Consider the following 24,480-nt stretch of genomic DNA (forward strand, 5'->3'; position numbering starts at 1 on the left):
TATAGCAAAAATTTGGTGGTGCGAGTGGCGATCAACAGCATGACGGGTTACGCCCGTGTCGAGGGAACCCATGATTCTGGAGATGGTGCCGCACAATGGCAATGGAGCTGGGAGGTCAAGTCGGTCAACGGCAAGGGCCTCGATATCCGCTTCCGCCTGCCTGGCGGTTTCGACACGCTGGAGATCCCCGCCCGCAAGCTGATCGGCACGAAATTGGGCCGAGGCTCGCTCTCCGTCTCCCTGATGCTCTCCCGCCAGACAAATTCCAAGGCGCTGACGGTGAACCGGGAGCTGATCGAGCAGATCCTCGACCTCCAGACTACGCTCGAAGCCGAAGGCAAGATCTATCCATCCCCCCCGCGTCTCGACAGCTTGTTGTCCGTGCGCGGCATTCTGGAGACGGAGGAAGAGCCGGCGCAGGACCCGGCGCAAAAGGACGCGCTGATTGCGGCGCTCTTGTCCGGACTCGAAACGGTGCTGAAGCCTCTGTCGGAAATGCGCGGTGAGGAGGGCGTCCATCTTGGCACAATGCTGACGAGCCATCTCGACACGCTCGCCGGGCTCTCCAAAGCGGCAAAAGATACGGCGGACCTGCAGCCGGGTCAGCAGCGTGAGCGGATGAAGCAGCAGATCGCCGAGATCCTCGAACAATCCCCGCCGGTCTCCGAGGAGCGGCTGGGCCAGGAGCTGGCACTGCTGGCGACCAAGGCGGACATCCGCGAGGAAGTCGACCGTCTGGACGCCCACGTCGCCGCCTGCCGGGACCTCGTCAGTGTAGGTGGGGTAATCGGCAGGAAGCTCGATTTCATCTGTCAGGAGCTGAACCGGGAGAGCAACACGATCTGCTCCAAGGCGGCCTCTCTTGCGCTGACCAATATTGGGCTTGAGCTGAAATCGACGGTCGAGCAGTTCCGCGAGCAGGTTCAGAACGTCGAATGAGCATGTCGGAAGGTTTTCATCCAGATATGCAGCGCCGTGGCCTGATGCTGGTGCTGTCTTCCCCGTCCGGTGCCGGCAAGACCTCGATCTCCCGCCGCCTTCTGGAAACAGAAAGCGAGTTGACTATGTCCGTTTCGGCCACCACGCGTCCTCGGCGGCCGGGGGAGGTGGACGGTGTCGATTATCACTTCATCGATCAGACCGATTTCCAGTTGATGATCAACCGGGGCGAGTTCCTCGAATACGCCAAGGTTTTCGACAATTACTACGGCACTCCGCGCGGCCCGGTGGACGATGTTCTGAGTGGCGGCAAGGACGTGCTGTTCGATATCGACTGGCAGGGCACCCAGCAGGTCGCCGACGCGGCCCGTGACGATCTGGTCAGCGTCTTCATCCTGCCGCCCTCGACGCATGAGCTGGAGCGCCGCCTGATGGGACGTGCACAGGACAGTGCCGAAGTCGTCGCCCAGCGCATGTCCAAGGCTGCGGACGAAATCAGCCATTACCGCGAATATGACTACATCATCGTCAACCGCGATCTTGACGCAAGCGTCGAGGCGGTCCGCGCCATCCTGACCGCCGAACGCCTGAAGCGCGACCGGCGGCTGGGGTTGACGGATTTCGTCAAGCTGCTGCGGGAAGGGCGGTAGGGAGCCTGAAATTTGATGATGAAGGCCGAGATATCTCCGGGCCTGGCCGGATGTAATCTCGTACCGTCATGCTTAGGGCTTTCCAGAGGAACGTCTAATTCCGCTTGCGGGTGTCGCTGTAGCTCGCAACCTGCCGGAGTTGGCGAGCCAATGCGGTCAGCCCAAGACCGATCCGGCTGACTTCGCGGATGTTGATCGACTTGATTGTGAAGGTGCCAACGAAATGCACTGGGTCGAAGCGCAAGGCCGAGACATGGTTCGGCAAGCGGACGATGACACGCCCAAAGCCATCGCGTGTCGTTGGCAGGCGAAATCGGTTTGCTTCCGTGAAACCCTGGCCCGTGTCTGCAAACAGGAACGGCGTGGCGGTCTGGCTCGCATCGATTTCGTAGGTGATCTCGACCCAGCCGCTCGGTAGGAAGCGCCACGGCGACGCCAGCACCAACTGCGGATTCGGCTTCTGGGAACGGAACTTGTGGTTGCCAAGCGGCTCTGCATCGACCGCGGACTTGACGGTCATGTGATGGGTCATCACGCGCATGGCACCGAGGCTGCGTAATGCAATGCGTGATATGCCACGGAATGGTCGGGTCAGGCGCCAGGACCAGGTCCTGGCAATGAACTGGATCTCTCCATGCAGCCTGGAATTCTCGATCATAAGCTCTGAGGTCGTCTGTCTGCTCGTTTCGGCCGCAGCATTAAGTTCTTCGGACAGGCTGACAATTCTTGCGTCGCGCCGGACAATGCGCGCATCGCGTTCAGCCACCCGACTGATTTGCTCGTTGGCCCAGTTTTCCCGCTCGGTCACCTTGCGACGGAGGTTGACGATCTCTTGGCGCAACTTTCTCTCACGCGGGGCGCCTTCGCCGACGATGTCGTCGAAATAGCTGCCAGCCTGATCAAGCTCTCGAGCGACCATGTCTATATCGGCAAGGGCTTTCGTATCCTGCGGGTCCTGCTCCAGCGCGCGGCATGCGGCAAAGACACGACCAGTCCAGCGTGCGAGGGGGGCGGAACCGTAAAGCTCGGTGTCGTGAAAGTTGAAATGGCGCAGCCGTGGACGAATGAAACTCTCGATCTCGGCGCGGGACTCATCTGTTGTCTTCTCGAAAGGCAGGCCAAGTTGTCCGACCATACCTTCGATAGCGCGCTGCCAGTCCTGCATCAGGAGGTCGTAGCTAACGAAAGTGCGGCGCTTGCCCCGCGTCGCCCGCTCCGCTTCGATCACATGCCGGAGCCAGAGAACCATGCCGCGGCCGTCCGAAAGACCGTCGCGTTGGTACAGAGAACGGACAACCTCGAGCGGGTGCCGCAGCATGATGATGTAGGCGGGGGCCACGCCAAGCTCGTCGATAATCGGATCCCAGAGCGGCATCAAACGGCACATGCGCGGGTCCTTGATACCCCAGAGCGGCGCCGTTCCGAAATCCGTTTTCAGGAAAGCGAGGATTTTTTCGCGCGCTGCCTTGGCCGCTTCCGTTTCCGTCCAGCGGCTCGGCAGGGCGCGCGGGTCGTCCCAATGCATGTCGAACGCATCCAGCAACTCCTCGTTGGTCACGACGGTGTTTAGATGTTCCCAGAACCCGGTCTCGTTATTCCCCTTGGTCGGTGGCAGGAGGTTGTCGCTCAGATTGACCCCGAGGATGTTACATACCCGTGTCATCGCTGACGTGCCACTTCGGTGCATGCCGAGAATGATGATGGCGGTCGGTTTGGAGGTCTTGTTTTTTGATTTCATCGATTTTGATTCGCCGGGTGAACGTCGTTCGCGGTTCGCAGTTCGCGTGACTGACTGTTTTAGTGTTACATGCCATTCAATTCGGCGGTGTTGCCGCCTTGTTCGGCTCAGGGTTGGTAACCGAATCGCTCCAGCGCATCTCGAGCCTTCTCCGTGAGAGCGTGCGCGTCTGCAACAGGTATGCTTTTCCATCGTTCGATGGAAGAGGGGGACTTGATCACGGCGTCAGCTCCGGCGCCGATGCGGTTGGCGAGAGAAGGCTCTATGCCGCGCTTGATCAACGTATCGGACATAACCGCGCCGGGTGCGGCGCAGAGATCCTCGAATCGAATGCGCATATAGCGGCTGCCGAGTTCCCGTTCGCCCCAATCGGCGACCTGGGAGTTGGCCGCTGCCCAAAGTCTGATGGCGAATTCGGGCGCGGCACCTTCGTAGGCTTCGCCGAAAAGGGCTGCATAATGCTTGTTGGGCTGGTTCTGGTTGTCGCTCAGGGCCATGTCGCGCCCGTCGCGCACCAGATGCAGGAAGCTCATGCCCGGGCAGGCAGCGGCAATGATTGGGAGGATGTACATGCTGCGGGGATTCTTCCAGCCCCAATGCCCGGCTTTTGGCGTGAGATCGGCCGTGTATGTCTTCAAGGCCGCTTTGAAACCGCGTTCCGCAGCTGCGCGCGTTCCGTCGGAGAGCTGGTCGAGAACGTAGTCGAGTGAGCGCGTTTCCCGCAGAATCGGATTGATAATCTCGTCCAGGTAAGGCTCGAAATCCATCGCATCGCCGGCATGATTCAGCCGGGTGCCGACGAAAAAATTGGCCTTATCCAGCGCGCTGTGAAGCGCTCGGGTTCCCGATCCGCCGGTCGCACCGATCAACAGGGGAGCGGTTGTATCCTGATAGGCGAAAAACTTGTCGAAGATCTTGTCGAGCACGCGCGCTCCAGCCTCCGTTGAGGCGGTTGGTTAGCCAGAATTTCCATAAATATGTTATGGTCAATCACCCAGCCAGTTTTAAATTACACCTTCACCTCTCGAAAGCGATCCGATATAAGGCCGTTAGGCCGAACCGCATACGAAATTGTGGATTTTTGATCGATGGGCAAGTATCTCGACGACCTTTGGAACGATCTTGAGCAAACTTGGGATCTTGCCATGAAGGTGAATGATCTTCCCGAGCAAGAGCGCTCTGACGTGTCGGGGGCTTGGGAAACCTACTTCAAGCCCGCCGAGCTGGTTGACGCTGCGCGGACCGAAGGTGAGGGCGTAAGCCCGCCGACCAAGGTGTTCTGCGTCAATATCTATGGCCTGCAGTACAATCCGGAAACCAAATACTGGGTACCATTCCGTCACGGCGATATCGATCTGGCGAAATTTACCGAGGATTGATCCTCAAGGCCTGCAAGGGGGCTGTTCCGGCAGGCCTTTTTTGACGATAAATCAATAAACAAGACGCTCAACTTCATGTTTCGCATCGGCGAATCATGTATGGTATTGATAGTTTTCGAGGCAAAAGCCGCGCAAGTTGAGATGCGCGGCTTCGTTTGGATATTCGATACCGAGGTGATTCAATGGCAGGGGCGGATCAGCCCGTAACCGTAAATCGGTTGATGCGAGCCTGCTATACGGCCTTGATGTCGGCTGGCATTTTCAGTTTCGCAGTGAACATGCTGATGCTGACCCTGCCGGTCTTCATGTTCCAGGTGTTCGACCGCGTGCTGGCAAGTCGCAGCGAGTCAACGCTTTACCTGCTGCTGGGAATCGCCGCTTTCACGCTCGGCATCCAGGCATCGCTCGACACAATTCGCGCTTACGCTTTCGTTCGGATCAGTGGCTGGATTGATCGCCGCATTGGCCCGATTCTGCTCTCCTCGATCATCACCGATGCGCTTGACCGGGGCAGCCAGCCGAATAGCAACCCGCTTCGTTCGCTCGGAACACTCCGGATGTTCCTGACGGGCCCCGGCATGCTCACCATGCTTGATTTGCCGTGGGTGCCGGTTTTCATGGCCCTTATTTTCTTTATCAATCCGCACATGGGTATGGCGGCAATAGCCGGCGCTGTGGTCATGCTGGTGCTTGGCATCGTCAACGACCGGATGACGCGGCCGGCACTCAACGCGGCACAGGAGTTCTCCTCCAAAGCCTATTCGGCAGCGGAATCCGCCGTTCGTAATGCGGCGGTTGTTGAAAGTATGGGCATGCGCCGGAACGTGATGGCGCGCTGGCATCGGGAAAACGAAAAGGTTCTCACCCTGCAAGGGCGGGCAAGTGACCGTGCCGCCATTCTCAGTTCGATGTCGAAGTCCGCAAGGATGCTGATCCAGATGGTGATTATGACGGTTGCCGTCTTGCAGATCATCGATCCGGCGGTCGACATGACACCGGGGATGATGATCGCCTGTTCGCTGATTCTTGGTCGCGCCCTGCAGCCGGTCGAAATGGGTATCAGCCAGGCCCGCCAGTTGGTCGATGCGCTGGCGGCGTACAAGAGTATCGAGACGGCGCTGGTCAATGCCCAGTCTGGCATTCGCCGGATGGAACTGCCGGCACCGAAAGGGCATCTGGTTCTGGAGAATGTCGGGTATCAGCCGCGCGGTGCGCCGCGACCGATCCTTCAGCGCATCAGCCTTGAGGTTAAGCCGGGTGAGGCGCTGGGTGTCGTCGGCCCGTCTGCTGCCGGAAAATCTACATTGGCACGCCTTATTGTTGGGGTCGAGAAGCCGCATGTCGGGCATGTCCGGCTCGACGGCTCCGATATATTCAACTGGGACACCGGAAGCCTAGGCAAGCATGTCGGTTACATGCCGCAGGATATCGAGCTGTTCGGTGGGTCCGTCGCGGAGAACATAGCGCGCCTTGACGCCGATCCGAATCCGGAACAGGTGATCGATGCGGCGAAGCTTGCCGGTCTGCATGAGCTTATCCTGCAATTACCAAACGGCTACGACACCGATATTGGCAATGCCGGTGCGATCCTTTCTGGTGGCCAGCGGCAGCGCGTCGCGCTTGCCCGCGCGCTCTATGGCGACCCGTCTCTTGTGGTTCTGGACGAGCCGAACTCTAACCTGGATTCAAAGGGTGATGAAGCACTGGCGCATGCGGTCAATGTCCTTAAGGAACGTGGCGCCACGGTTATCATGATCACGCATCGGGTGCAGACCCTCGCCAATATGAATCAGCTGCTGGTTCTGCAGGATGGCATGATCAACAAATACGGCTCCCGTGATGAAGTGCTGGCGAGTGCCGGTATGGGAGGGGCTCCCGCCTCCGCGTCGCCTTCGTCAGGTGGGACCGGTGCATCGACTCCCAAGGCTCCCGTACAACGCGCTTCAAATAAGCCGGCGCCGTCCAAAGCTGAAGAGGACAAATCCGAGGTTGAGCGCCGCCGCATGCCGTCACCTCCGCGGGCAGGACCAGGACCGGCACCGCGCGGCGTGCCCGCAGCAGCTAATTTGCCTCCGCCGCCACGCATTCCCGAAATGCCGTCGGCGCGCCGGACGCGTTCCGGCAAGACGACGCCGCCGACTCTGCAGCCAGGTACTGGCCATGGCGTCAGGCCGCAACTTGGTCAAGGCTCGGCCCAGGCTATGGAAATTCTGGCCGCCCGACCAACTGCCGGCCCCGGCCCCGGTGCTTCGCCTCAGTCTGAAAAGGCTGGCGAGTCTGCGCCAATGATACGGCCGCCGAAAATGGAAACGACAGTGCGCATGGAACCGCCTCCTTCCGGACCGGTACGTCCGGCTCCGAAACCGGCGAACACGCAGGAACCGCGCGCTGAGAAGCATGTCGAACAGCCTTCGGTTTCCCGCCCACTCTCGCCACCACCGGCGACGAATGCCCGGCCGGTCGCGGCCCTCAATATCGCGGACATACAATCCATTTCGGGACGCCCCCGTGCCAAGTCGTAATCGCCCGGAACCGGGCGCAATGTCCGTTGTCAGGAACTATTAATGTCGAATGCCGTAGATGACCTAAGCGACGGTTCTGAGCTTTCTGAGGCTGAAAACCCGAAAGCTTGGCGGCCTGTCGTGTGGACGGGTTTCATCATATTGCTGGCATTCTTCGGCGGTTTCGGATTGTGGGCATCTCTGGCCCAACTCGGCAGCGGCGCGATCGCGCAGGGGCAGTTGCAGGTCTCCTCCAACCAGAAAACAGTTCAGCATCTTGAAGGTGGGATTATCGAAGCGATCAATGTCCGGGACGGCGATCTGGTGCGCGCAGGGGAGGTTTTGATCAAGCTGGACGATACCCGGGCGCGGGTTGAATACGAGCTGCTGCATAAGCAGTTTCTGACACACCTTGGCAGCAAGGCACGATTGGTGGCCGAGCGGGATAATCTGGCAGAGGTGAATTTCCCCTCGGAACTCCTGTCGCAGTCGGCTGACGACGATGTGGGAGAAGTTATCGCCGGTCAGAGACGCCTGTTCGAGACCCGTATCAGTGCCCGCGACAGCCAGTTCGGGTTGCTTCGCCGCCGCATCCAGAAGACCCGTGAGGAGATCACTGCACTCGGGGCGCAGCAGCGCGCGGATGGGCGGCAATACGAGCTGATCCAGGAAGAAATCGCGGATGTCCGGGAGTTGTACGAAAAAGGGTTGGAGCGCAAACCACGCCTTTTGTCTCTCGAGCGCACTGCGGTGCAGCTGGAAGGAAGTATTGGAAACCGCAGGGCGTTGGTCGCACGGGCCGAACAGACCATTGCCGAGACCGAATTCCAGTTGCTGAACACAGAAGAGCGATTCAAGACCGAGGTTGAGACCAACCTGCGTCAGGTGCAGGATCAGATGATAGACTTGAAGGATCGTCTGACTGGTGCTCGGGATGCGCTTGACCGGACCCGCATCCGGGCACCGCAGGACGGGCAGGTCTACGGTCTGCGGTTCCATACGGTCGGTGGCGTTGTCGCTCCCGGGGAGCCGGTCATGGGGATTGTGCCGCAGGGAGATACGCTGGTGGTGAAGGCGCGGATCGATCCGACCGATATCGATGTGGTCTCGGTCGGCGCGGAAGCCAGCATCAGGCTGACCTCTTTCAGTCAGCGTACCACGCAACCTATTGATGGCGAGTTGGCAAGTATTTCGGCTGATATCGTGCAGCCCGAGCAGGGTGCGCCCTTTTACGAGGCTCGGATCGTTCTCGACGGCGACAGTCTGGCGAGGCAGCCTAAACTGGAGTTAGTACAGGGGATGCCGGCAACCGTGATAATTTCGACCGGCGACCAGACCTTGCTCGAATATCTGCTTGCCCCACTGGTGCGCAGTTTCGAGCTTGGATTGAGGGAAAACTGATCCGATGAATGATGTGTCCGACAAGCGTTCTTTTCTTCCCTACGGCAGACAGATGCTCGACGAGGCCGACGAGCAGGCCGTTCTCGACGTGCTGCGCGGAGACTGGCTGACCACAGGTCCAGCTGTGGAGGCCTACGAGGCGGCTTTCGCCGAGCGCGTCGGTGCAAAACATGCGATTGCCTGTTCCAGCGGAACGGCGGGTCTGCACATGGCGGCTATTGCTCTGAACCTTGATTTCGGCGACATCGTTATCGTTCCGAGCGTGACCTTCCTGGCCACGGCCAATGCCGCCCGATACGTCAAGGCGGATGTTCTTTTCGCCGATGTGGATCCGGAAACAGGCGTGATGCGCCTGGAGGACGTACAACGGGCCATCGCGGGTATGTCTAAAGGGACGGTCAAAGCGATCTTTCCGGTCCATCTGACCGGACATACGGTCAATGTGGATGAACTCGCCGCGGAGTTCCCTGAACTGGTGCTGGTCGAGGATGCCTGTCATGCAATCGGCGCGGAATATGAGGTCGGCGGCAGTATGAAACCCGTCGGGTCCTGTCCGCGCGGCGGTATCACGATGTTCTCGACCCACCCGGTGAAGACCATCGCAACGGGCGAGGGCGGCATGCTGACAACCAACAGCGACCGCTTTGCAGACACGCTCCGGCGGAGCAGGAATCACGGCCTCGTGCGGGAGCCCGAGAACTTCCTGAACAAGCGCATGGGATTTGAAGATGGCGTCCCGGCTCCCTGGTATTACGAGATGCATGAGCCCGGCTATAATTACCGGCTCTCCGACATCAATGCCGCTCTCGGCTTGAGCCAACTGGGCAAACTCGACAGCTTCGTCGCCAAGCGCAGTGTTCTCCGGGGGCGCTATCAGGAGCTGCTGGACGGCCTTGGTCCGCACGTCGCGATGCAGAAGGTTGCTCCAGGCTGCAGCCCCGCTTGGCACCTCGCGGTGGCCCTGATCGATTTCGCGGCGCTGGGCACTACCAGGACGGCGGTCATGACAGCGCTGAAAGAGCGCGGCATTGGCACCCAGGTGCATTACATTCCAGTTCATCGCCAGCCTTATTACGCGAGCCGGTACCAGACCAAGTCCCTGCCCGGCGCGGACGCCTATTACGCCCGCTGCCTCAGCCTGCCGCTTTTTCCGGCGATGGATGAGGCAGATGTTAACTGGGTGGTTGAGGCACTGGCTGAGGTACTCGGGACATAAGGGATCAAACCTGCCTCTTCCGCAGATGCGGGAAACAGGGCAAAATAAAATGATTCGAATGTCTTAGGGGGAGGCTCCGAGCCGCATGAGCTATCAACCATTCTCGTTTGATACCGACCATATCGATCTCAATGGCAAGACGGTGCTGGTTACAGGCGGCACAGGCTCTTTCGGGAAGGAATTCGTGCGCACGGCGCTGGAATTCTCGGAAATGCGCCGCTGTATCGTGTTCTCACGGGACGAGCAGAAGCATTATGACATGGGCCAGGATTACCCCTCGGTGCCCGGCAAGCCGATCCGCTATTTCATCGGCGATGTGCGCGATGTTGACCGTTTGGAATTGGCGATGCGCGGCGTGGATTATGTCGTTCATGCAGCGGCAATGAAGCATGTGCCGGCAGCCGAATACAATCCGTTTGAATGCGTTCAGACAAACATCTATGGCGCTGAAAACATCGTGAAGGCGGCGCTTCGGACCGGGGTGAAGAAGGTCATTGCTCTGTCGACGGACAAGGCGGCAAACCCGATCAATCTCTATGGTGCGACCAAGCTTGCCTCTGACAAGATCTTTGTTGCTGCCAACAATATTTCCGGAGCAGACGGCTGCCGTTTCGCTGTTGTTCGCTATGGAAATGTCATCGGCTCGCGCGGAAGTGTGATTCCCTTCTTCCAGAAGCTGATTGACGATAGGTCTGCGGATTTGCCGATCACAGATGAGCGCATGACACGCTTCTGGATCACCCTGCAGCAGGGTGTGAACTTCGTTCTCTCCAGTATGGAGATGATGAAGGGCCGCGAGATTTTCGTGCCGAAGATCCCGAGCATGAAGATTACGGACGTGGCAAAAACCATGGCCCCCGGTCTGCCGCTCCGCAATGTGGGCATCCGGCCGGGCGAGAAGCTGCATGAGGTGATGATCTCGGAAGACGATTCCCGCACCACGGTTGAACTGGAAGACCGGTATGTCATCCTTCCGGCCCAAAGTGACCGGGTGCTGGATGACTATCTGGCTGAAGGCTGCAAGTTGGTACCCGCCGAATTCCGCTATGCAAGTGATACCAATACGGACTGGCTGAGCGGCGGCGATCTTAACAAGATGATGTCGTCGATCTGAACATGCAGCAGGCCACACCCGGACGAGGGCGCGGCCTGATTTATTTTAGTTTGTAGCGATCTCCGGTCCCATCACAGCATTCGGCAACACCGTCGAGATCCATGGAACATATGTTACGAGGATGAGGAAGGCGAAGAGGACTGCCAGAAATGGCAGGGCTGCCTTCACCACTGACATCATCGGCATACCGGCGACACCCGAGGTGACAAACAGGTTGAGCCCGACGGGCGGCGTGATCATGCCGATCTCCATGTTCACCACCATGATGATGCCGAGATGGATCGGGTCGATACCGAGTTCCATGGCGATCGGGAAGACCAACGGTGCCACAATGACCAGCAGGCCCGACGGTTCCATGAACTGCCCGCCGATTAGCAGGATCACGTTCACAGCGACCAGGAACATCACTGGCCCGAAACCGTAGGCCAGCATGGTTTCGGTGATCTGCTGGGGGATCTGCTCGTCGGTCAGAACGTGCTTCAGAATCAGCGCATTGGCGATGACGAACAGCAGCGTCACTGTCAGCTTGCCGGCATCGAACAGGGTCTTGCGTGTGTCCGGGTGGTAGAGCGCTGTCAGCACTGCGCTGGGCTGGCGGAACAGGGAGACATTGCGTGCCTCGCCTTCGGTCGCCAGCGGACCCATGTCCCGGTAAACGAAGGTTGCGATGATCCAGGCATAGACGGCCGCGACGGCCGCTGCTTCGGTCGGTGTGAAAACGCCTCCATAGATGCCGCCCATGATGATGACGATCAGCAGCAGCCCCCAGGAGGCATCCTTGGCGCTGGCATAAATCTCGCGCCAGCCGGCCCATTCCCCTTTCGGCAGGTTCTTCCACTTCGCCATGATGTAGATCGCCGCCATGAGCGAAAGCCCGGCCAACAGGCCCGGGATCACACCGGCAAGGAACATGCGGCCGACCGAGACTTCCACGGCAGCAGCATAGACCACCATGACGATGGAAGGCGGGATCAGGATGCCGAGGGTTCCGGCATTGCAGATTACACCGGCCGCGAATTCCTTGGTGTAACCAACCTGGCGCATGCCGGCGATCACGATGGTACCGATGGCGACCACAGTCGCGGGCGAGGAGCCGGAGAGAGCGGCGAACATCATGCAGGCGAAGACACCGGCAATGGCAAGGCCGCCCGGGAAATGCCCAACGCAGGCGATGGAGAACCGGATGATCCGTTTCGCGACCCCGCCCGTCGACATGAAGGAAGAGGCGAGAATAAAGAAAGGAATCGCCAACAGCGTATAGTGGCCTTCAAAAGCGCTAAAGAGAGTTTGCGCAATGGAAGCCAGGGACGAGTCCGAAAAAGCCAGCAGGAACAGAATGGATGACAAGCCAAGCGCGACCGCGATGGGGACCCCGATCAGCAGCAGCATGATAATGGCGAGGAAGAGAAGGGCGACTTCCATGGATCAGAGATCCTTCAGTTTTTTGGCGGCTTCGTCGACGGCGTCCTCGACTTCATGGCTGGCAATCAGCCCTTCCATCCGGCCGCGCCAGATTGCTATGCCGGCCATAACGAAACGAAACAGTAGTAACGCCATCGCAATTGGCAGAATGGCGTAGGGAATGAGACGGGGAATTTTTTCGTAAGCCTCCCCCTCGTTGAAGACGTCCTGCAGCCAGTCAAGCGGACGGAAGCCGAAAATGTCCGGCATTGGTGTGTCTTCTGTCTCGTACCAGCCTTTTTCTCGGAACTTGTCTTCAAAGCCGAGCGGAAACCAGCGGCCTTCGGTGGCCGGAAGGTTTGCGAAGTTTGCCCAGTAATCCCACGACCCCTTCAGCAGCAGGAAGGCATAGAGAACACATATGGTGCAGGCGAGCAGCGCCAGGATGCGGCGTTTTGGTGAGGTGAGGGCCGCGGTAACAACATCGACGCCCAGATGAGCGCGGATCTTGACCGCGTAGGCAGCGCCGAGAAGTACAAGCCAGCCGAACAGGAAGACGGTGACTTCAAGAGCCCAGAGAATGCCTGAATCGAAAACATAGCGTGCGATCACATTGGCGAAGGTGATCACGGTCATGGATCCGAGGATCACCGCTATAGCGGTTTCCTCGATCCGGTCGGTAAGGGGGGTGGTCGTCATCGCGTGCGCCCCAGAAATAAGCGCGGTGCGGAGGGAGGTCCGCACCGCGCGACAAGGCTAAAGTCCGAGCCGTTGCCTTGGAGTTTAGTGCTGTGGAGTTAGTTCGTCAGGCTGTTCGCGGCCTGTGCAGCGGCGATATTGTCGGAGCCGACGTCTTTTTCGAACTTGGCCCAGACCGGCTTCATCACATCAACCCAGGCAGAACGCTGCTCCGGCGTCAGGGTGCGAACGGTCCCGCCAGCCTTGATTACGGACTGCTTGGCAGCTTCGTTAACGGCTGTTGATTCCTGGTTTCGTGTATTGGTCACTTCGGCAACGATCTTCAGGAACTGGTCACGCACGTCCGGCTTCAGGCTTTCCAGCCAGTCGACGGAGGTGACCAGCAGGTAATCGATGATGCCGTGATTGGTCTCGGTGGTGCCATCCTGCACTTCGAAGAACTTCTTGCCGTAGATGTTCGACCAGGTGTTTTCCTGACCGTCGACAACACCCTGCTGCAGGGCGCCGTAGACTTCGGAGAAGGCCATCTTCTGCGGGGTGCCGCCGATGGCTTCCATCTGGGCGACCAGCACTTCCGAAGACTGCACGCGGAACTTCAGGCCATTCGCGTCGGATGGCATAAGCAACGGTTTATTCGCTGACATCTGCTTCATACCGTTATGCCAGTAGCCGAGACCTTGCAGACCGCGGCGCTGCATGCTGTCGAGCAAATCTTGGCCGGCCGCTGAGTTCTGGTAGGCCTCAACAGCGTTGATGTCCTTGAACATGAACGGCAGATCGAACAGGCGAAACTTCTTGGTGAACTTCTCGAACTTGGACAGCGACGGAGCGGCGAGCTGCACGTCGCCCTGAAGCATCGCTTCCAGAACCTTGTTGTCGTTATAGAGGGTTGAGTTCGGGAAAACCTGCATGCAGGCCTTACCGTTCATTTCCTCGTTCACGCGCTTTTCCAGCAGCGACGCAGCGATACCCTTCGGGTGCCGGTCGGTGTTGGTGACATGGCTGAATTTGATGACAACCTCGCCGTCATCGCAATTGGCATAAGCAGCGCCAGGCGTAATAAGGGCGGCAGCCGCCAGAGCGGCAGCAAAAAACTTCTTCATTGTGTCCTCCCGATAGACACGCGGTTGAATCCGCATAGGCTGATAACTGAATTTGTCTCGCTCAACTGGGCAATCGCCAATTCAGGTAATTTTTTTTTTCTTTAAAGTCAGCACACTAACTTTTGCTAATGTGCGCAAGAACTTCATTTGTCCGAATTTTCGGGCAAATCATTGTGAACTTTCGCGACCCGTATTCGTTTCGGGAAGGCGACCAGCAGTCCGGGTATCATGTCACGGCTCAAGGCGACCGTTGTCTTTCTTTGCGCGTTCTATGCGCTTTTCTCCATGCTGGCTGGCTGGCTGGTGTATCGCCATGCCTATCTGGGATCTCTTGACCAGCTGGATGAGACCGGCAGAATTCGGGTGCAACAGGCGAGTGACCGCCTGATGGGCCAGCTTTCCGGCTATTCATATCTGATCAATTTGCTAGCGCGACATCCACTGGTTATCGAAAGCGTCTCTGGAGGTGTTTCCCCGGAGGTTATTGAAGACCTGTTGATCGACTCTGTTCTGACCTATGGCGCCGACCGGATCAAATTGACCAACGCGGACGGCCGTCTGGTGGCGTCTTCATCTCCTGAGACACAACCGGAACCAGTCGATGGCCCGGTTGATACTTCCCTGTTGCGTGCGGCGCGGAATGGCCGTCTGGGACTGGAAGCGGCTTTCGACGATGATGGTCGCAGAATGATCCGGTTGAGCCGCGGCATCCTAGATGGTGCGGCTCCTGCAAAGGGTGCGATATTCCTGACCATCGATGTTGCGGCGCTGGAATTTGAATGGGGGGTCGATCCGGAGGCGATCTGTTTCTTCGATGCGTCGCAAACCGTGTTCGCCTCGACCAGACAATCGCTTTTGAGCCGGCGGGATGAGAGTCGGGGAAAAGATGACTCCAGATTTGAACCATTTCCACGTCACACTTTGGCGCATGAAGGCGGCCACGAAGTGTGGTCCTTCTCCAAGGCTATCGAATTGCCGAAACATGCTCTTGTCGTAACCCGTGAATTACCGCAGGTGAACATGATCGCACGCGGTTTTCTTGACACGGCCCCGGCTAGGACCGCTGCCACATTGCGCGGTTTACTGACCACGACTGTTCTCGGGGCATTGGGGTTGGCGATGCTGATCGCGGCGCTTTGGCGACGGCGTATGGCAGATCGTCTGGCGATCGAGGCGGCGGTAAACGCGCATCTCGAAGAGCGTGTCGACCGGCGCACGTCAGAGCTGAAAGTGGCACAGGAGCAGCTTGTCCAGGCTTCCGAACTCACCGCGCTTGGAGAAATGTCTGCGGGGATCAGCCACGAGCTTAACCAGCCACTCGCGGCCATTCTGAACCTGTCGGAGAACGGGCAAAAGCTACTCGACCGGAACCGGTTCAACGATGCAGCCGACAATCTCAGTCAGATATCCGTCCAGGTGCAGCGGATCGACAAGATCATCCGAAATCTGCGCGCCTTCGCCCGAAATGAAGGCGAAACCGTCGCCACAGAACCTGTAGACCTCGTCGCCGCCATTGAACATGCGATCACCCTCTCGATGCCGTCTTTTAACAGGGACGGGATCGTCTTGTCCTGGTCACGACCTGACCAGCAGGTGCTGGTCGTTGGTGGCGAGGTCCGTCTGCAACAGGTCGTGGTCAATATCCTGACCAACGCACAGGATGCGATGGCATCGTCGGGTATAAAGCGGATCGACGTGACGCTGAAAATTGATACGAGCGACGCTGTTCTGGAACTTGCCGATACCGGACCAGGTATCCCAGACCCGACCCGGGTGTTTGAGCCGTTTTACACAACCAAGGAGCTTGGTGCCTCGAAAGGCCTTGGCCTCGGGCTGTCGATTTCCTATGGGATCATTCGTAGTTTTGGCGGGACACTTTCGTGTCGAAACGGTGTGCATGGCGGAGCGGTATTCACCGTTCGCCTCCCATTGACCGAAAAGGTAGTGCAATGACCGGGCAGGTGCTGCTGATCGAGGATGACGATGCCTTGCGCAACTCGTTGGCGCAGACGCTTGAGCTTGCCGATCTGGCTGTCATTTCAGCGAGCAGTTATGTGCAGGCAAAGCGGACTATCCGGGCGAATTTCGCTGGCATCGTCTTGTCAGATATCCGGATGCCGCATCAGGATGGTTTCGCCGTGCTGTCGGCGGCTCGTGGGGCCGATCCGGAGCTGCCGGTGATCCTGCTGACTGGGCACAGCGATGTGCCGACGGCTATGCGGGCAATAAAGGAGGGAGCATACGAATATCTCGAAAAGCCTGTCGGAACGGATCGTCTGGTCGATGTTGTCCTCAGGGCGATTGAGCATAGAGATCTTGTGTTGAAATCCCGCCGGATCGAGCGGGCGCTTGAACGCAGCGATGCCGCGGCACGGAGTTTCCCGGGTTCTGGGCCTGTCTCGACAGCATTGCGCACGGCGCTTCGCCGGGTGGCCGCGAGCGACTGTCATATCCATCTGCATGGCCAGAAGGGGACGGGCCGGAAAGAGGCAGCTTTTGCGATCAATACTCTTTCGGCTGAGCCACGTGTGTTCCTTACTCTGAACCTTTCTTACGCCTCGTCGGATGCTGTGCAGCGCCTGCGTGTGCCCGAAGGCCCGGCGGACCTATCTTTGAAAAGCGTCGAGTGTGCCACTCCAGACCAGATAGAGGATGTGCGGGCGTTGATACACCGTTGCCCGGAGCTTCGCGTCATATCATCCTCGACGCTTCCGCTTGCGGATTTGGAGCGTCTGGATCCGATTTTCGAGGGCGCGACGGTAGTGGAAGTTCGGGTTCCGTCACTGGATGAGCGAAGAGACGACCTGCCGGAGATTTTTGAGAATATCCTTCGCCTTACGGTGCGTAGCCTCGACATGGACATGCCGGAAATAGCGACAACTACCCTGACTGAGATCATGACCCGGTCCTGGCCGGGCAGTCTGCCGGAACTGCGTGCTTTTGCCATGACCTATGCCCTGGGTGCACGGGTCCAGAGCAATGGCGCCGGACAGGGGACTCTGGCGGAACAGGTTGAGGCATTCGAGAAAATGGTTCTGACGGAAACGCTGAAGCGCACCAGCGGGAAGGCAGCCGAGGCAGCCAGGATACTGGGCGTACCGCGCAATACGTTCTACGACCGCCTGTCGCGTTTCGGACTGTCCGCCAGGGATTTCCGGGAAGGCTGAACGAGAGTCGTCAGATTGACTGACGTTCGCATAATTGTGGCCCGGGTAAACTTGCCTGGGTTGATGAATTGCCCAGCTCCGGCCGTCATGAATGGGTTTTCCAGACGTTGCCGCATTAAAGATTCAGCGGCGGCTCTTTGTCTTTTTTGGTCCAGCCAATCAAGCTGATTGCGGGGAAAATCCACAGGAAGCCGGCAATAGGGTAAAAAATCAGCTCGGCGAGCCAGTGCTGAGGCAGCATGTGGTTCGCGATGGTTACGGTGCCCACGATATAGGCGATAAGGCCGACGATCATTATGATTCCGCCGAGGGCAGTGCGCCAGCGCATGGGGGACTCCATTTTACGTGATCGGCATCGATATGCGCCGGAGAGGGAATCTGTCAACCGTTGCAGAAGGCCGGGGTTTTTATAAAACTGTTGAGACTGGTTGGTAAATCATCCTGTTTGCGCCTCCTCCGTCGCCGGGAAGCGAGACTTTGATGCCTCTCTTGCCCTAAGGGCTGCTCTGTATAAAGGGCCACGCGCAACCGAAACGGTTTTCCGATGAGCATGCTAGGTCACCCCATCGTTGCCTTGATGATTTCCGTCGCGTTCCTGTGGACCGCGAACGGGTTGTTTCACAGTCTGATCGCCCTGCGTATGAGCCAGGAGGGATTCGATACGACTGTCGCGGGTCTGGTTACCGCTGCTTACTTCATTGGTCAGCTTGTCGGGGCTGTGTTCTGCGGACGGATTATCGAGAGTGTTGGGCATGTACGCTCGTTTGCGGCATTCGCCTCTATCATCTCTGCCTGTGCGGTTGCCCACGCAATATTCGTCGATCCGTATTTCTGGTCGCTGTTACGCTTTGGAACCGGCATCTGCATCGCCGGGGCGCTTATGGTCGCTGAGAGTTGGCTGAATGGTGCGGTTTCGAATACGCGACGTGGCGGTATGCTCTCGATTTATGTCGTGGTGATCTATTTCGGTATGGCTGCGGGGCAGCAGATCCTCAATCTCTCGCCGCCGACCAGCTTCATACTTTACAGCGTGGCTTCGATCCTCTTCTCGCTTGCTTTGGTCCCGCTGTCGCTGGCCAGCCGGGCGACGGCGGGAGAGTTGGCACCGTCCCGTCTCAGCATGGCAGAACTATTCAAGGTCTCGCCACTCGGCATGATTTGCAGTTTTGCCAGCGGTGTTCTGGGAGCGGTTGTCATGGGCCTCGGTCCGATTTTCGGTAACCAGATCGGGTTTTCGGTCGCGCAGATCGCAACAATGATGACGGTGACCATGTTTGGCGGCCTGTTGCTGCAATATCCGATCGGAAAGCTCTCCGACTTTTTCGACCGTCGTACAGTGATTGCGGTTGTGCTCTTTGCCGTGGGCGGTGTGTCTCTCGCCATCGCGCTGCTGTTTGATGGCGGGATATTTATGTTTCTTGGCTTGATGGTGGTCTTTGGCGGGCTCAACTTCGCGCTCTATCCCTTGGCGATCTCCCACGTGAACGATCATGTGGACGCCTCCGACCTGGTGCCCGCTGCAGCCGGTATCCTGATCGCGGCGAGCTTGGGGTCGTCCATCGGACCGATTATCGGTGCGTTTGCCATGGATAAAGTGGGACCCGGCGGCCTGTTCCAGTTCACCGCCTTTGTGGGCTTTTCCGTTGGCATCTTCGCTGTTTACCGGATGTTGCGCAGCGAGGCGCCGACCATGGAAGAGCAGGGGCCGTACGTCGCTTATGCCCGGACTTCGGCCATCGTTGCTGAACTCGATCCGCGTGGCGAGTTTATCGAGGAAGTCGAGCCGAACGTGATGGACGAGAACCTGCCGAAGGATTTCTCCTACGACGAGGTTATCGAGTCAGCGGTCGAAGGCGAGGCCGAGGAATGGGTTCAGGCAAACTCTTCGCCGTAATAGAGCGTCGAGACGTGCTTCGCTTCGGCAAAATAGAGCCAGCGTTCCACGACAACGCCCACACTGCCCGAGATGGCCGCGAGCAAAACCAGGCCGCTTGCCATCGTGCCGGAGCCGGGCATAGCGAGCACGGCAGACAGAACCGCAATTGGGATCACCAGGCCGAAGAAAGCTGCAAGACGCCGGAGCTTCACTGCATGTTTTCGTCCGATCTTGTAGCCCATCTCGCGCATCACGTAAGTCTCTGACGTTGTAGGTCCTTCCAGCAACCGCACGGTTCCGAGACTTGCGAGCCCGGTTGCGGTGCCAGATGTCGCAGTTGGAGCCGCATTGTCCATCGCGATCCAATAGCGCCACTTGATCGCTGCTGAAAGCAGCAGGAAGCCCATTGTAGACAAGGCCATTGCCCGCAGGTCGTTGCCCGAAAGAGCGAGAAGCGGCAGCAGCCAAAGGCCTCCGGTCGCCATCGCCATGGCGAGATATCCGGGCACGGTGAAACTGTTATGCCAGCGCGGGATGGTCTTCAGGCACTGATAGATCATTGCCGTACAATAGACCGTGACGAGGGCCAGTACGGCAGCCGCCGCTCCGGCCAGCATCCATGGCCCGTCGTTGTGACCCAACAACAGCCATCCGGCGGCAAACAGAAGCGCCGGTATATATGTCAGCACGGCGAGGAGACCTTCGCGTGACAGCCATGAGCTCCGCCACTGGCTCATCGCGCGCCAGGCCCGTTCCGGGTGTCCGAGGTGGAAGGTGGAGCTCAGCAGCCCGGCAGTAATAAGACCAAGGGCAAGCGGGAAACCAATCCAGCCGATCAGCGGGTTCGCATCGCCAGTGAGGGCGGCATGCAGCGCTAGCCAGACCAGCATGCCGTAGCCGGCGCCGGAGGCGGTGGTGAAGAAGATGACTGAGAGGGCGGGATGCATCTGCGGTCCTCAGCGGGAAAGCATGGTGTCGAGCCAGCCGAGCAGGCCAGTGGCGTCGGAAGAGGTCTCTCCTGCGGGAACCCGCCGGGCAAGATCCGCGAGCCGTTCCGGCGCGCCGAAATCCTCTGCCTTGTTGCGGCGCGGGCGCGGCGGCAGATAGCGATTGACCGGCTTATAGCCCATCTCCGGCATCAGCTCGTACCCGGTGCGCTCGGCAACCAGTTTAGAGACATCGGAGTCCGGGTCGCCGAGATCACCGAAATGGCGGGCGCTGGCTGGGCAAGTCGAGACGCAGGCCGGGACACGATCCTGTTCTTCCAAGTTTTCATTGTAGATCTTGTCGACGCAGAGGGTGCATTTTTTCATCACGCCTTCGGTCTTGTCGTACTCCCGCGCGCCATAGGGACACGCCCAGGAGCAGAGTTTACAGCCGATGCAGAGATCCGCGTTTACCAGAACAATGCCGTCCTCAGCGCGCTTGTAGGAGGCGCCTGTCGGGCAGACGGTGACACAGTCGGGTGTATCGCAGTGCAGGCAGGAGCGTGGGAAATGTACTGTACGGGCGTCTTCGCCGTCACCGGCCTCGAAGGTATGGATGCGGTTGAACCAGACACCCCACGCTCCTTCGTCGCCGTCTTCCTCGGCGTCGGCGCTATAGGCGTTCCAATCCGTCAGCGGCGCCGAATGGCCACTGGTGTTCCATTCCTTGCAGTTCACCGCGCAGGCATGGCAGCCGACGCAGATATCAAGATCGATGACGAGACCGAGTTTCTTGCCCCCGGCCGAAGCGGGAAGGGCTGCTGGAAGAGAGGTCATTGGCCGCGCCTCCCTTTGTATTGGAGCGGCCCTTTTGGACGTTTCGCCGTCGGTGCTGTCTTCAGGACAGGGAATTGCGGCTCCGAAACCGTCTCTGGGTGATCATCCTCCGCTTTCTCGATCCGAACCCGCAGATCATACCAGGCGGCCTGGCCGGTGACCGGGTCCGCATTGGCATAGCGGTAGCCGTCCTTGCGTGCGGGTAGCAGCTCGGAGATCACGTGGTTCAGCAGGAAACCCTTCGTCGTCTCCGGAGCGTCCTTGCCGAGGTTCCAAGCACCTCGGCGTTTGCCGATAGCGTTCCAGGTCCAGGCAGTGTCCGGATTGACGCCTTCCATCAGTTTCACCGGCACCTTGATTTGGCCGTGATGGGAGGTGACATAGACCCAGTCTCCGTCCGCGATGCCGAGCTTCTCGCCCTGCTTCCGGTTCATGAAGAGCGGGTTCTTACCGTGCAACTGGCGCAACCAGGCGTTCTGGCCGCCCCATGAATGATACATTGCCGCCGGGCGCTGGGTGATTGCGTGCATCGGGAAGCTGTCGGTATCGACCTGGCTTTCCTCGAACGGCTGATACCAGATCGGCAGTGGGTCGAAATAGCGTTTGATCCGGTCGCGGTCCTTTTCCGGCGGCTGGTTGGCGCCATGCCCTTCGGCGGCCAGCCGGAACTGCTGCAACGGCTCGACATAGAGCTGCATTATGATCTGGTTCGGCGCGCCGATGAAGCCGAGGCGTGTTGCTGTTTCCAGATAGGTTTTGTTTGCGTGCTTGTAGTAGCGCTCTTCCGGCTTGAACTCATGGCGCCAGAAGCACTCGTTCTCCACGTAACGCTTGAGCTGGTCCGGGTTCGGCGCGCCCTTGCCGCCTTCGGTTCCGTCTGCGCCGCGCCAGCCCGCCAGCGGGCCAATGCCCGGTGCGCGTTCGTGGTTGGCGATATAATCGGGATAGCCGCCTGGATATTTCGCGGAGCCATCCTCATTGGTGAGGCCCGGCAGCCCGAGGCGGACGCCGAGATCGATCAGCACTTCCTGGAACGGCCGGACGTCCCGGTCCGGTGCCACCACCGGCTGTCTGATAGAGTCTGCCGCCCCGTCAGCGTCGCAGATCGGGCGGTCCAGCAGGGAGATGCAGTCCCAGCGCTCCAGATAGGTGGTATCCGGCAGGATCAGATCGGCATAGGCCACCATCTCGGAGGCATAGGCGTCGGAATAGATGATCTTCGGTATCCGGTATTCGCCGGTTTCCGGGTCCTTGTCCGTCAGCTTCTCCATCGTTCCCCTGGAATTCATCGTCGAATTCCAGCTCATGTTGGCCATGTACATGAACAGGGTGTCGATTGGGTACGGGTCCTGTGCCCAGGCATTGTGGATGACCATATGCATCATGCCGTGCACGGCCATCGGTGCGTCCCAGGAGAAGGCCTTGTCGATCCGGGCCGGGTTTCCGGCATCGTCCACCAGCAGGTCTTCCGGGCCCATCGGGAAGCCGAGCGGCGGTCCGGCCATGGGCGTTCCCGGCTTGATCTGTTCTGCTCGACCCACAGGTTTCAGAGGCGGCGGTGCCGGGCGCGGGAAGGGCGGCTTGTAACGGAAGCCGCCCGGGCAATCGATGCTGCCGAGCAACATCTGAAGCACGTGCAGGGCGCGGCAGGTATGGAAGCCGTTGGAATGTGCGGAGATACCGCGCATCGCATGCATGGCGACGGGGCGGCCGATCATCTTTTCGTGCCGGCGTCCAGCCCAGTCAGTCCAGGGTATATCGAGGGTAATTTCCTGCTCGAAGGCTGCATGGGCGATCTCGGCGGCCAGCCGCTTGATTGTCGCGGCATCGAGGCCGGTCTGTTCGGCAACAGCATCCGGCGCATAGGACGGGTCGAGATACCGTTCGGCCAGCAGTTTGAAGGAGGGAACGGCTTTCCGGCCGTCCGGCAGGACATGTTCGCCGGCGAGATCAGGCGAAATGTCTGCTTCCAGCGCGGAGACCACCTTGCCGCCACTCTTGTCAAAGGCAAGCGGGCGGCCTTCGGCATCGCGCGCGAACAGGCCGTGATCGGCGGCACCCGGATCCTGGATCACCAGCCAGGGGGCGTTCGTGTAGCGCACCAGATATTGCAGGTCGACCTTGCCGGCGCGCAGCAGCTCATGCACTAGGGCTAGAATGAACAGCCCGTCCGTGCCGGGCCGGATACCGACCCATTCATCCGCGATGGCGGAATAGCCTGTCTTTACAGGGTTTACGGAAACGAACTTGGCACCACGGGTTTTTATGTGTCCGAGACCCATCTTGATCGGGTTCGAATCATGATCCTCGGCAACGCCGAACATCATGAAAAATTTGGTGTGCTCCCAGTCCGGTTCGCCGAACTCCCAGAAGGAGCCGCCGATGGAATATAGCCCCGCCGCCGCCATGTTCACGGAACAGAAGCCGCCATGGGCCGCGTGGTTCGGCGTTCCGAACTGGCTGGCCCACCACCCGGTGAGTGACTGGGACTGGTCTCTGCCGGTGAAGAAGGCGAGCTTGCGCGGATCGCTCTTGCGTATATCGCCGAGCCACTCGGAGGCAGTGGCAAGGGCTTCGTCCCACTCGATTTCTTTGAACTCGCCGCTGCCGCGCTCGCCAACCCGTTTCATCGGCTTGGTCAGCCGTGCCGGCGAGTAATGCTGCATGATCCCGGCGGAGCCCTTGGCGCAGAGCACACCCTTGTTCACCGGGTGGTTCTTGTTGCCCTCGATATACCGGATCGTTCCGTCGCGGAGGTGCACTTTGATGCCGCAGCGGCAGGCACACATATAGCAGGTCGTGAATTTGGTCTCATCGGACACTGCAGGCGACGTGTCGACTGTTTCAATCACCGTCTCGAACGGGTTGATGCTCATTATCTCTCCGGGGCGGGAAGGCCTGTTCGGCGCATTATATTATTATTTTCAGAGACAATAGCAGGACTTGTCGGAAAAAGTCAGGATGGAAACAAGACTTTTTGTTTCGTTCGGAAATGGTGGACGAATTGACTTTATCGGCGTTGTGCGTCAGGTGACCGCGTCGATCTGCTCGTTGGAGAGATTGCCGGGAACAATGGTGACAGGAACGCGCATGCGCGCGGCGCCTTTGCCGGTCATGTAAGTGACAAGTGGCCCCGGGCTTTCGCCCTGTGTGTTCGCGCCGAGCACCAGAACGGAGATACTCGGCTCCTCATCGATCAAGTTAAGCAATTCGTCCCGGATGGCTCCTTCGCGGACATAGATGATCGGGATCTGTCCGGAGATTTCGACGACTTGCTCGGAAAGCTGGCCAAGAAGAGCTTCCGCATCTTCCCGGGCTTCCTCGCGCATCAATTCACCAACCCCCATCCAATGCTGGAACTCCTGCGGTTCAATAGAGCGGAACAGCGCTACATGGCCGCCGCTATGGCGCGCCCTGCGGCAGGCAAAACGCAGAGCAATCAGCATCTCCTCGCTGTCGTCGACAACGACGAGAAAGACCCTTGGCTTCGATCCGTCCGTCAATTGATTCATGCGTGTTGTCCGTTCCGCCTA

At 59.0% G+C, this 24,480-nt stretch carries 20 protein-coding genes; 10 read left to right on the forward strand and 10 right to left on the reverse strand.

The features are described from left to right. Window positions 1-24 precede the first annotated feature (24 nt). Window positions 25-939 carry a YicC/YloC family endoribonuclease gene (locus tag ABJ076_RS13020; RefSeq protein WP_348189194.1) on the forward strand — a complete coding sequence of 305 codons (915 nt, stop codon included), beginning with the start codon at window positions 25-27 and terminating at the stop codon, window positions 937-939. A 2-nt stretch (window positions 940-941) separates the two neighbouring features. Then, window positions 942-1,589 (forward strand): guanylate kinase, encoded by a 648-nt coding sequence (gene gmk / locus ABJ076_RS13025; RefSeq protein WP_348189551.1) that lies wholly within the window; start codon window positions 942-944, stop codon window positions 1,587-1,589. Between the two features lie 94 nt (window positions 1,590-1,683). On the opposite strand, the gene ABJ076_RS13030 is transcribed toward gmk, so the two are convergent. Together ABJ076_RS13030 and ABJ076_RS13035 are read right to left on the reverse strand one after the other, a co-directional pair. After that, complete coding sequence (locus ABJ076_RS13030; protein WP_348189192.1) at window positions 1,684-3,327, reverse strand: hypothetical protein; 1,644 nt, start codon at window positions 3,325-3,327, stop codon at window positions 1,684-1,686. A gap of 107 nt (window positions 3,328-3,434) precedes the next feature. Beyond that, complete coding sequence (locus ABJ076_RS13035) at window positions 3,435-4,253, reverse strand: sulfotransferase (protein WP_348189190.1); 819 nt, start codon at window positions 4,251-4,253, stop codon at window positions 3,435-3,437. Window positions 4,254-4,415: 162 nt separating this feature from the next. Between ABJ076_RS13035 and ABJ076_RS13040 the strand changes: the two genes are divergently transcribed. From ABJ076_RS13040 to pseB, 5 genes are all read left to right on the forward strand, one after another. Beyond that, a complete protein-coding gene (locus tag ABJ076_RS13040; RefSeq protein WP_348189188.1) occupies window positions 4,416-4,706 on the forward strand; it encodes a hypothetical protein in 291 nt (96 codons plus the stop codon). A 182-nt stretch (window positions 4,707-4,888) separates the two neighbouring features. Next, a complete protein-coding gene (locus ABJ076_RS13045; RefSeq protein ID WP_348189186.1) occupies window positions 4,889-7,228 on the forward strand; it encodes a type I secretion system permease/ATPase in 2,340 nt (779 codons plus the stop codon). A 42-nt stretch (window positions 7,229-7,270) separates the two neighbouring features. Further along, entirely contained in the window at window positions 7,271-8,608 is a 1,338-nt protein-coding gene (locus tag ABJ076_RS13050; RefSeq protein WP_348189184.1) for an HlyD family type I secretion periplasmic adaptor subunit, read from the forward strand. 4 nt (window positions 8,609-8,612) lie between these two features. Further along, complete coding sequence (gene pseC / locus ABJ076_RS13055; protein WP_348189182.1) at window positions 8,613-9,824, forward strand: UDP-4-amino-4,6-dideoxy-N-acetyl-beta-L-altrosamine transaminase; 1,212 nt, start codon at window positions 8,613-8,615, stop codon at window positions 9,822-9,824. Between the two features lie 85 nt (window positions 9,825-9,909). After that, window positions 9,910-10,938 (forward strand): UDP-N-acetylglucosamine 4,6-dehydratase (inverting), encoded by a 1,029-nt coding sequence (pseB, locus tag ABJ076_RS13060; RefSeq protein ID WP_348189180.1) that lies wholly within the window; start codon window positions 9,910-9,912, stop codon window positions 10,936-10,938. Between the two features lie 45 nt (window positions 10,939-10,983). On the opposite strand, the gene ABJ076_RS13065 is transcribed toward pseB, so the two are convergent. The 3 genes from ABJ076_RS13065 to ABJ076_RS13075 all read right to left on the reverse strand — a co-directional run bounded on the left by ABJ076_RS13065 (window position 10,984) and on the right by ABJ076_RS13075 (window position 14,141). Next, entirely contained in the window at window positions 10,984-12,360 is a 1,377-nt protein-coding gene (locus ABJ076_RS13065; RefSeq protein WP_348189178.1) for a TRAP transporter large permease, read from the reverse strand. 3 nt (window positions 12,361-12,363) lie between these two features. Next, entirely contained in the window at window positions 12,364-13,038 is a 675-nt protein-coding gene (locus tag ABJ076_RS13070; protein ID WP_348189176.1) for a TRAP transporter small permease, read from the reverse strand. A gap of 98 nt (window positions 13,039-13,136) precedes the next feature. Continuing rightward, window positions 13,137-14,141, reverse strand: a complete 1,005-nt coding sequence (locus tag ABJ076_RS13075) for a DctP family TRAP transporter solute-binding subunit (protein WP_348189174.1) — start codon at window positions 14,139-14,141, stop codon at window positions 13,137-13,139. Between the two features lie 228 nt (window positions 14,142-14,369). Between ABJ076_RS13075 and ABJ076_RS13080 the strand changes: the two genes are divergently transcribed. Together ABJ076_RS13080 and ABJ076_RS13085 are read left to right on the forward strand one after the other, a co-directional pair. Continuing rightward, complete coding sequence (locus ABJ076_RS13080) at window positions 14,370-16,094, forward strand: ATP-binding protein (protein ID WP_348189172.1); 1,725 nt, start codon at window positions 14,370-14,372, stop codon at window positions 16,092-16,094. Continuing rightward, entirely contained in the window at window positions 16,091-17,308 is a 1,218-nt protein-coding gene (locus tag ABJ076_RS13085) for a response regulator (RefSeq protein ID WP_348189170.1), read from the forward strand. The genes ABJ076_RS13080 and ABJ076_RS13085 overlap by 4 nt, the downstream gene beginning before the upstream one ends. Before the next feature lie 115 nt (window positions 17,309-17,423). On the opposite strand, the gene ABJ076_RS13090 is transcribed toward ABJ076_RS13085, so the two are convergent. Then, window positions 17,424-17,636 (reverse strand): DUF2842 domain-containing protein, encoded by a 213-nt coding sequence (locus ABJ076_RS13090; RefSeq protein WP_348189168.1) that lies wholly within the window; start codon window positions 17,634-17,636, stop codon window positions 17,424-17,426. A gap of 216 nt (window positions 17,637-17,852) precedes the next feature. On the opposite strand from ABJ076_RS13090, the gene ABJ076_RS13095 reads away from it, so the two are divergent. Then, the gene (locus ABJ076_RS13095) at window positions 17,853-19,202 is read left to right on the forward strand and encodes an MFS transporter (RefSeq protein WP_348189166.1); all 1,350 of its coding nucleotides are present in this window, start codon (window positions 17,853-17,855) and stop codon (window positions 19,200-19,202) included. On the opposite strand, the gene ABJ076_RS13100 is transcribed toward ABJ076_RS13095, so the two are convergent. From ABJ076_RS13100 to ABJ076_RS13115, 4 genes are all read right to left on the reverse strand, one after another. Then, the gene (locus ABJ076_RS13100; protein ID WP_348189164.1) at window positions 19,181-20,131 is read right to left on the reverse strand and encodes a DmsC/YnfH family molybdoenzyme membrane anchor subunit; all 951 of its coding nucleotides are present in this window, start codon (window positions 20,129-20,131) and stop codon (window positions 19,181-19,183) included. The genes ABJ076_RS13095 and ABJ076_RS13100 overlap by 22 nt on opposite strands. A 9-nt stretch (window positions 20,132-20,140) precedes the next feature. Beyond that, entirely contained in the window at window positions 20,141-20,947 is an 807-nt protein-coding gene (locus ABJ076_RS13105) for a 4Fe-4S dicluster domain-containing protein (protein WP_348189162.1), read from the reverse strand. After that, window positions 20,944-23,823: a molybdopterin oxidoreductase family protein gene (locus ABJ076_RS13110; RefSeq protein WP_348189160.1), complete on the reverse strand. Its 2,880-nt coding sequence runs from the start codon at window positions 23,821-23,823 to the stop codon at window positions 20,944-20,946. The genes ABJ076_RS13105 and ABJ076_RS13110 overlap by 4 nt, the downstream gene beginning before the upstream one ends. Before the next feature lie 150 nt (window positions 23,824-23,973). Beyond that, window positions 23,974-24,459 carry a universal stress protein gene (locus ABJ076_RS13115; protein WP_348189158.1) on the reverse strand — a complete coding sequence of 162 codons (486 nt, stop codon included), beginning with the start codon at window positions 24,457-24,459 and terminating at the stop codon, window positions 23,974-23,976. Window positions 24,460-24,480: the final 21 nt, after the last annotated feature.

Origin of the sequence: Nisaea sp. (assembly GCF_039990255.1) — a bacterium.
Taxonomy (GTDB): Bacteria; Pseudomonadota; Alphaproteobacteria; order Thalassobaculales; family Thalassobaculaceae; genus Nisaea.

What these genes read in the sequence shown, in the direction of transcription:
- gmk (WP_348189551.1), top strand. Translation starts at nt 942, where the DNA reads ATGTCGGAAGGTTTTCATCCAGATATGCAGCGCCGTGGCCTGATGCTG.
- ABJ076_RS13030 (WP_348189192.1), bottom strand. Translation starts at nt 3,327, where the DNA reads ATGAAATCAAAAAACAAGACCTCCAAACCGACCGCCATCATCATTCTC.
- ABJ076_RS13040 (WP_348189188.1), top strand. Translation starts at nt 4,416, where the DNA reads ATGGGCAAGTATCTCGACGACCTTTGGAACGATCTTGAGCAAACTTGG.
- ABJ076_RS13045 (WP_348189186.1), top strand. Translation starts at nt 4,889, where the DNA reads ATGGCAGGGGCGGATCAGCCCGTAACCGTAAATCGGTTGATGCGAGCC.
- ABJ076_RS13050 (WP_348189184.1), top strand. Translation starts at nt 7,271, where the DNA reads ATGTCGAATGCCGTAGATGACCTAAGCGACGGTTCTGAGCTTTCTGAG.
- pseC (WP_348189182.1), top strand. Translation starts at nt 8,613, where the DNA reads ATGAATGATGTGTCCGACAAGCGTTCTTTTCTTCCCTACGGCAGACAG.
- pseB (WP_348189180.1), top strand. Translation starts at nt 9,910, where the DNA reads ATGAGCTATCAACCATTCTCGTTTGATACCGACCATATCGATCTCAAT.
- ABJ076_RS13065 (WP_348189178.1), bottom strand. Translation starts at nt 12,360, where the DNA reads ATGGAAGTCGCCCTTCTCTTCCTCGCCATTATCATGCTGCTGCTGATC.
- ABJ076_RS13070 (WP_348189176.1), bottom strand. Translation starts at nt 13,038, where the DNA reads ATGACGACCACCCCCCTTACCGACCGGATCGAGGAAACCGCTATAGCG.
- ABJ076_RS13075 (WP_348189174.1), bottom strand. Translation starts at nt 14,141, where the DNA reads ATGAAGAAGTTTTTTGCTGCCGCTCTGGCGGCTGCCGCCCTTATTACG.
- ABJ076_RS13080 (WP_348189172.1), top strand. Translation starts at nt 14,370, where the DNA reads ATGTCACGGCTCAAGGCGACCGTTGTCTTTCTTTGCGCGTTCTATGCG.
- ABJ076_RS13085 (WP_348189170.1), top strand. Translation starts at nt 16,091, where the DNA reads ATGACCGGGCAGGTGCTGCTGATCGAGGATGACGATGCCTTGCGCAAC.
- ABJ076_RS13090 (WP_348189168.1), bottom strand. Translation starts at nt 17,636, where the DNA reads ATGCGCTGGCGCACTGCCCTCGGCGGAATCATAATGATCGTCGGCCTT.
- ABJ076_RS13095 (WP_348189166.1), top strand. Translation starts at nt 17,853, where the DNA reads ATGAGCATGCTAGGTCACCCCATCGTTGCCTTGATGATTTCCGTCGCG.
- ABJ076_RS13100 (WP_348189164.1), bottom strand. Translation starts at nt 20,131, where the DNA reads ATGCATCCCGCCCTCTCAGTCATCTTCTTCACCACCGCCTCCGGCGCC.
- ABJ076_RS13105 (WP_348189162.1), bottom strand. Translation starts at nt 20,947, where the DNA reads ATGACCTCTCTTCCAGCAGCCCTTCCCGCTTCGGCCGGGGGCAAGAAA.
- ABJ076_RS13110 (WP_348189160.1), bottom strand. Translation starts at nt 23,823, where the DNA reads ATGAGCATCAACCCGTTCGAGACGGTGATTGAAACAGTCGACACGTCG.
- ABJ076_RS13115 (WP_348189158.1), bottom strand. Translation starts at nt 24,459, where the DNA reads ATGAATCAATTGACGGACGGATCGAAGCCAAGGGTCTTTCTCGTCGTT.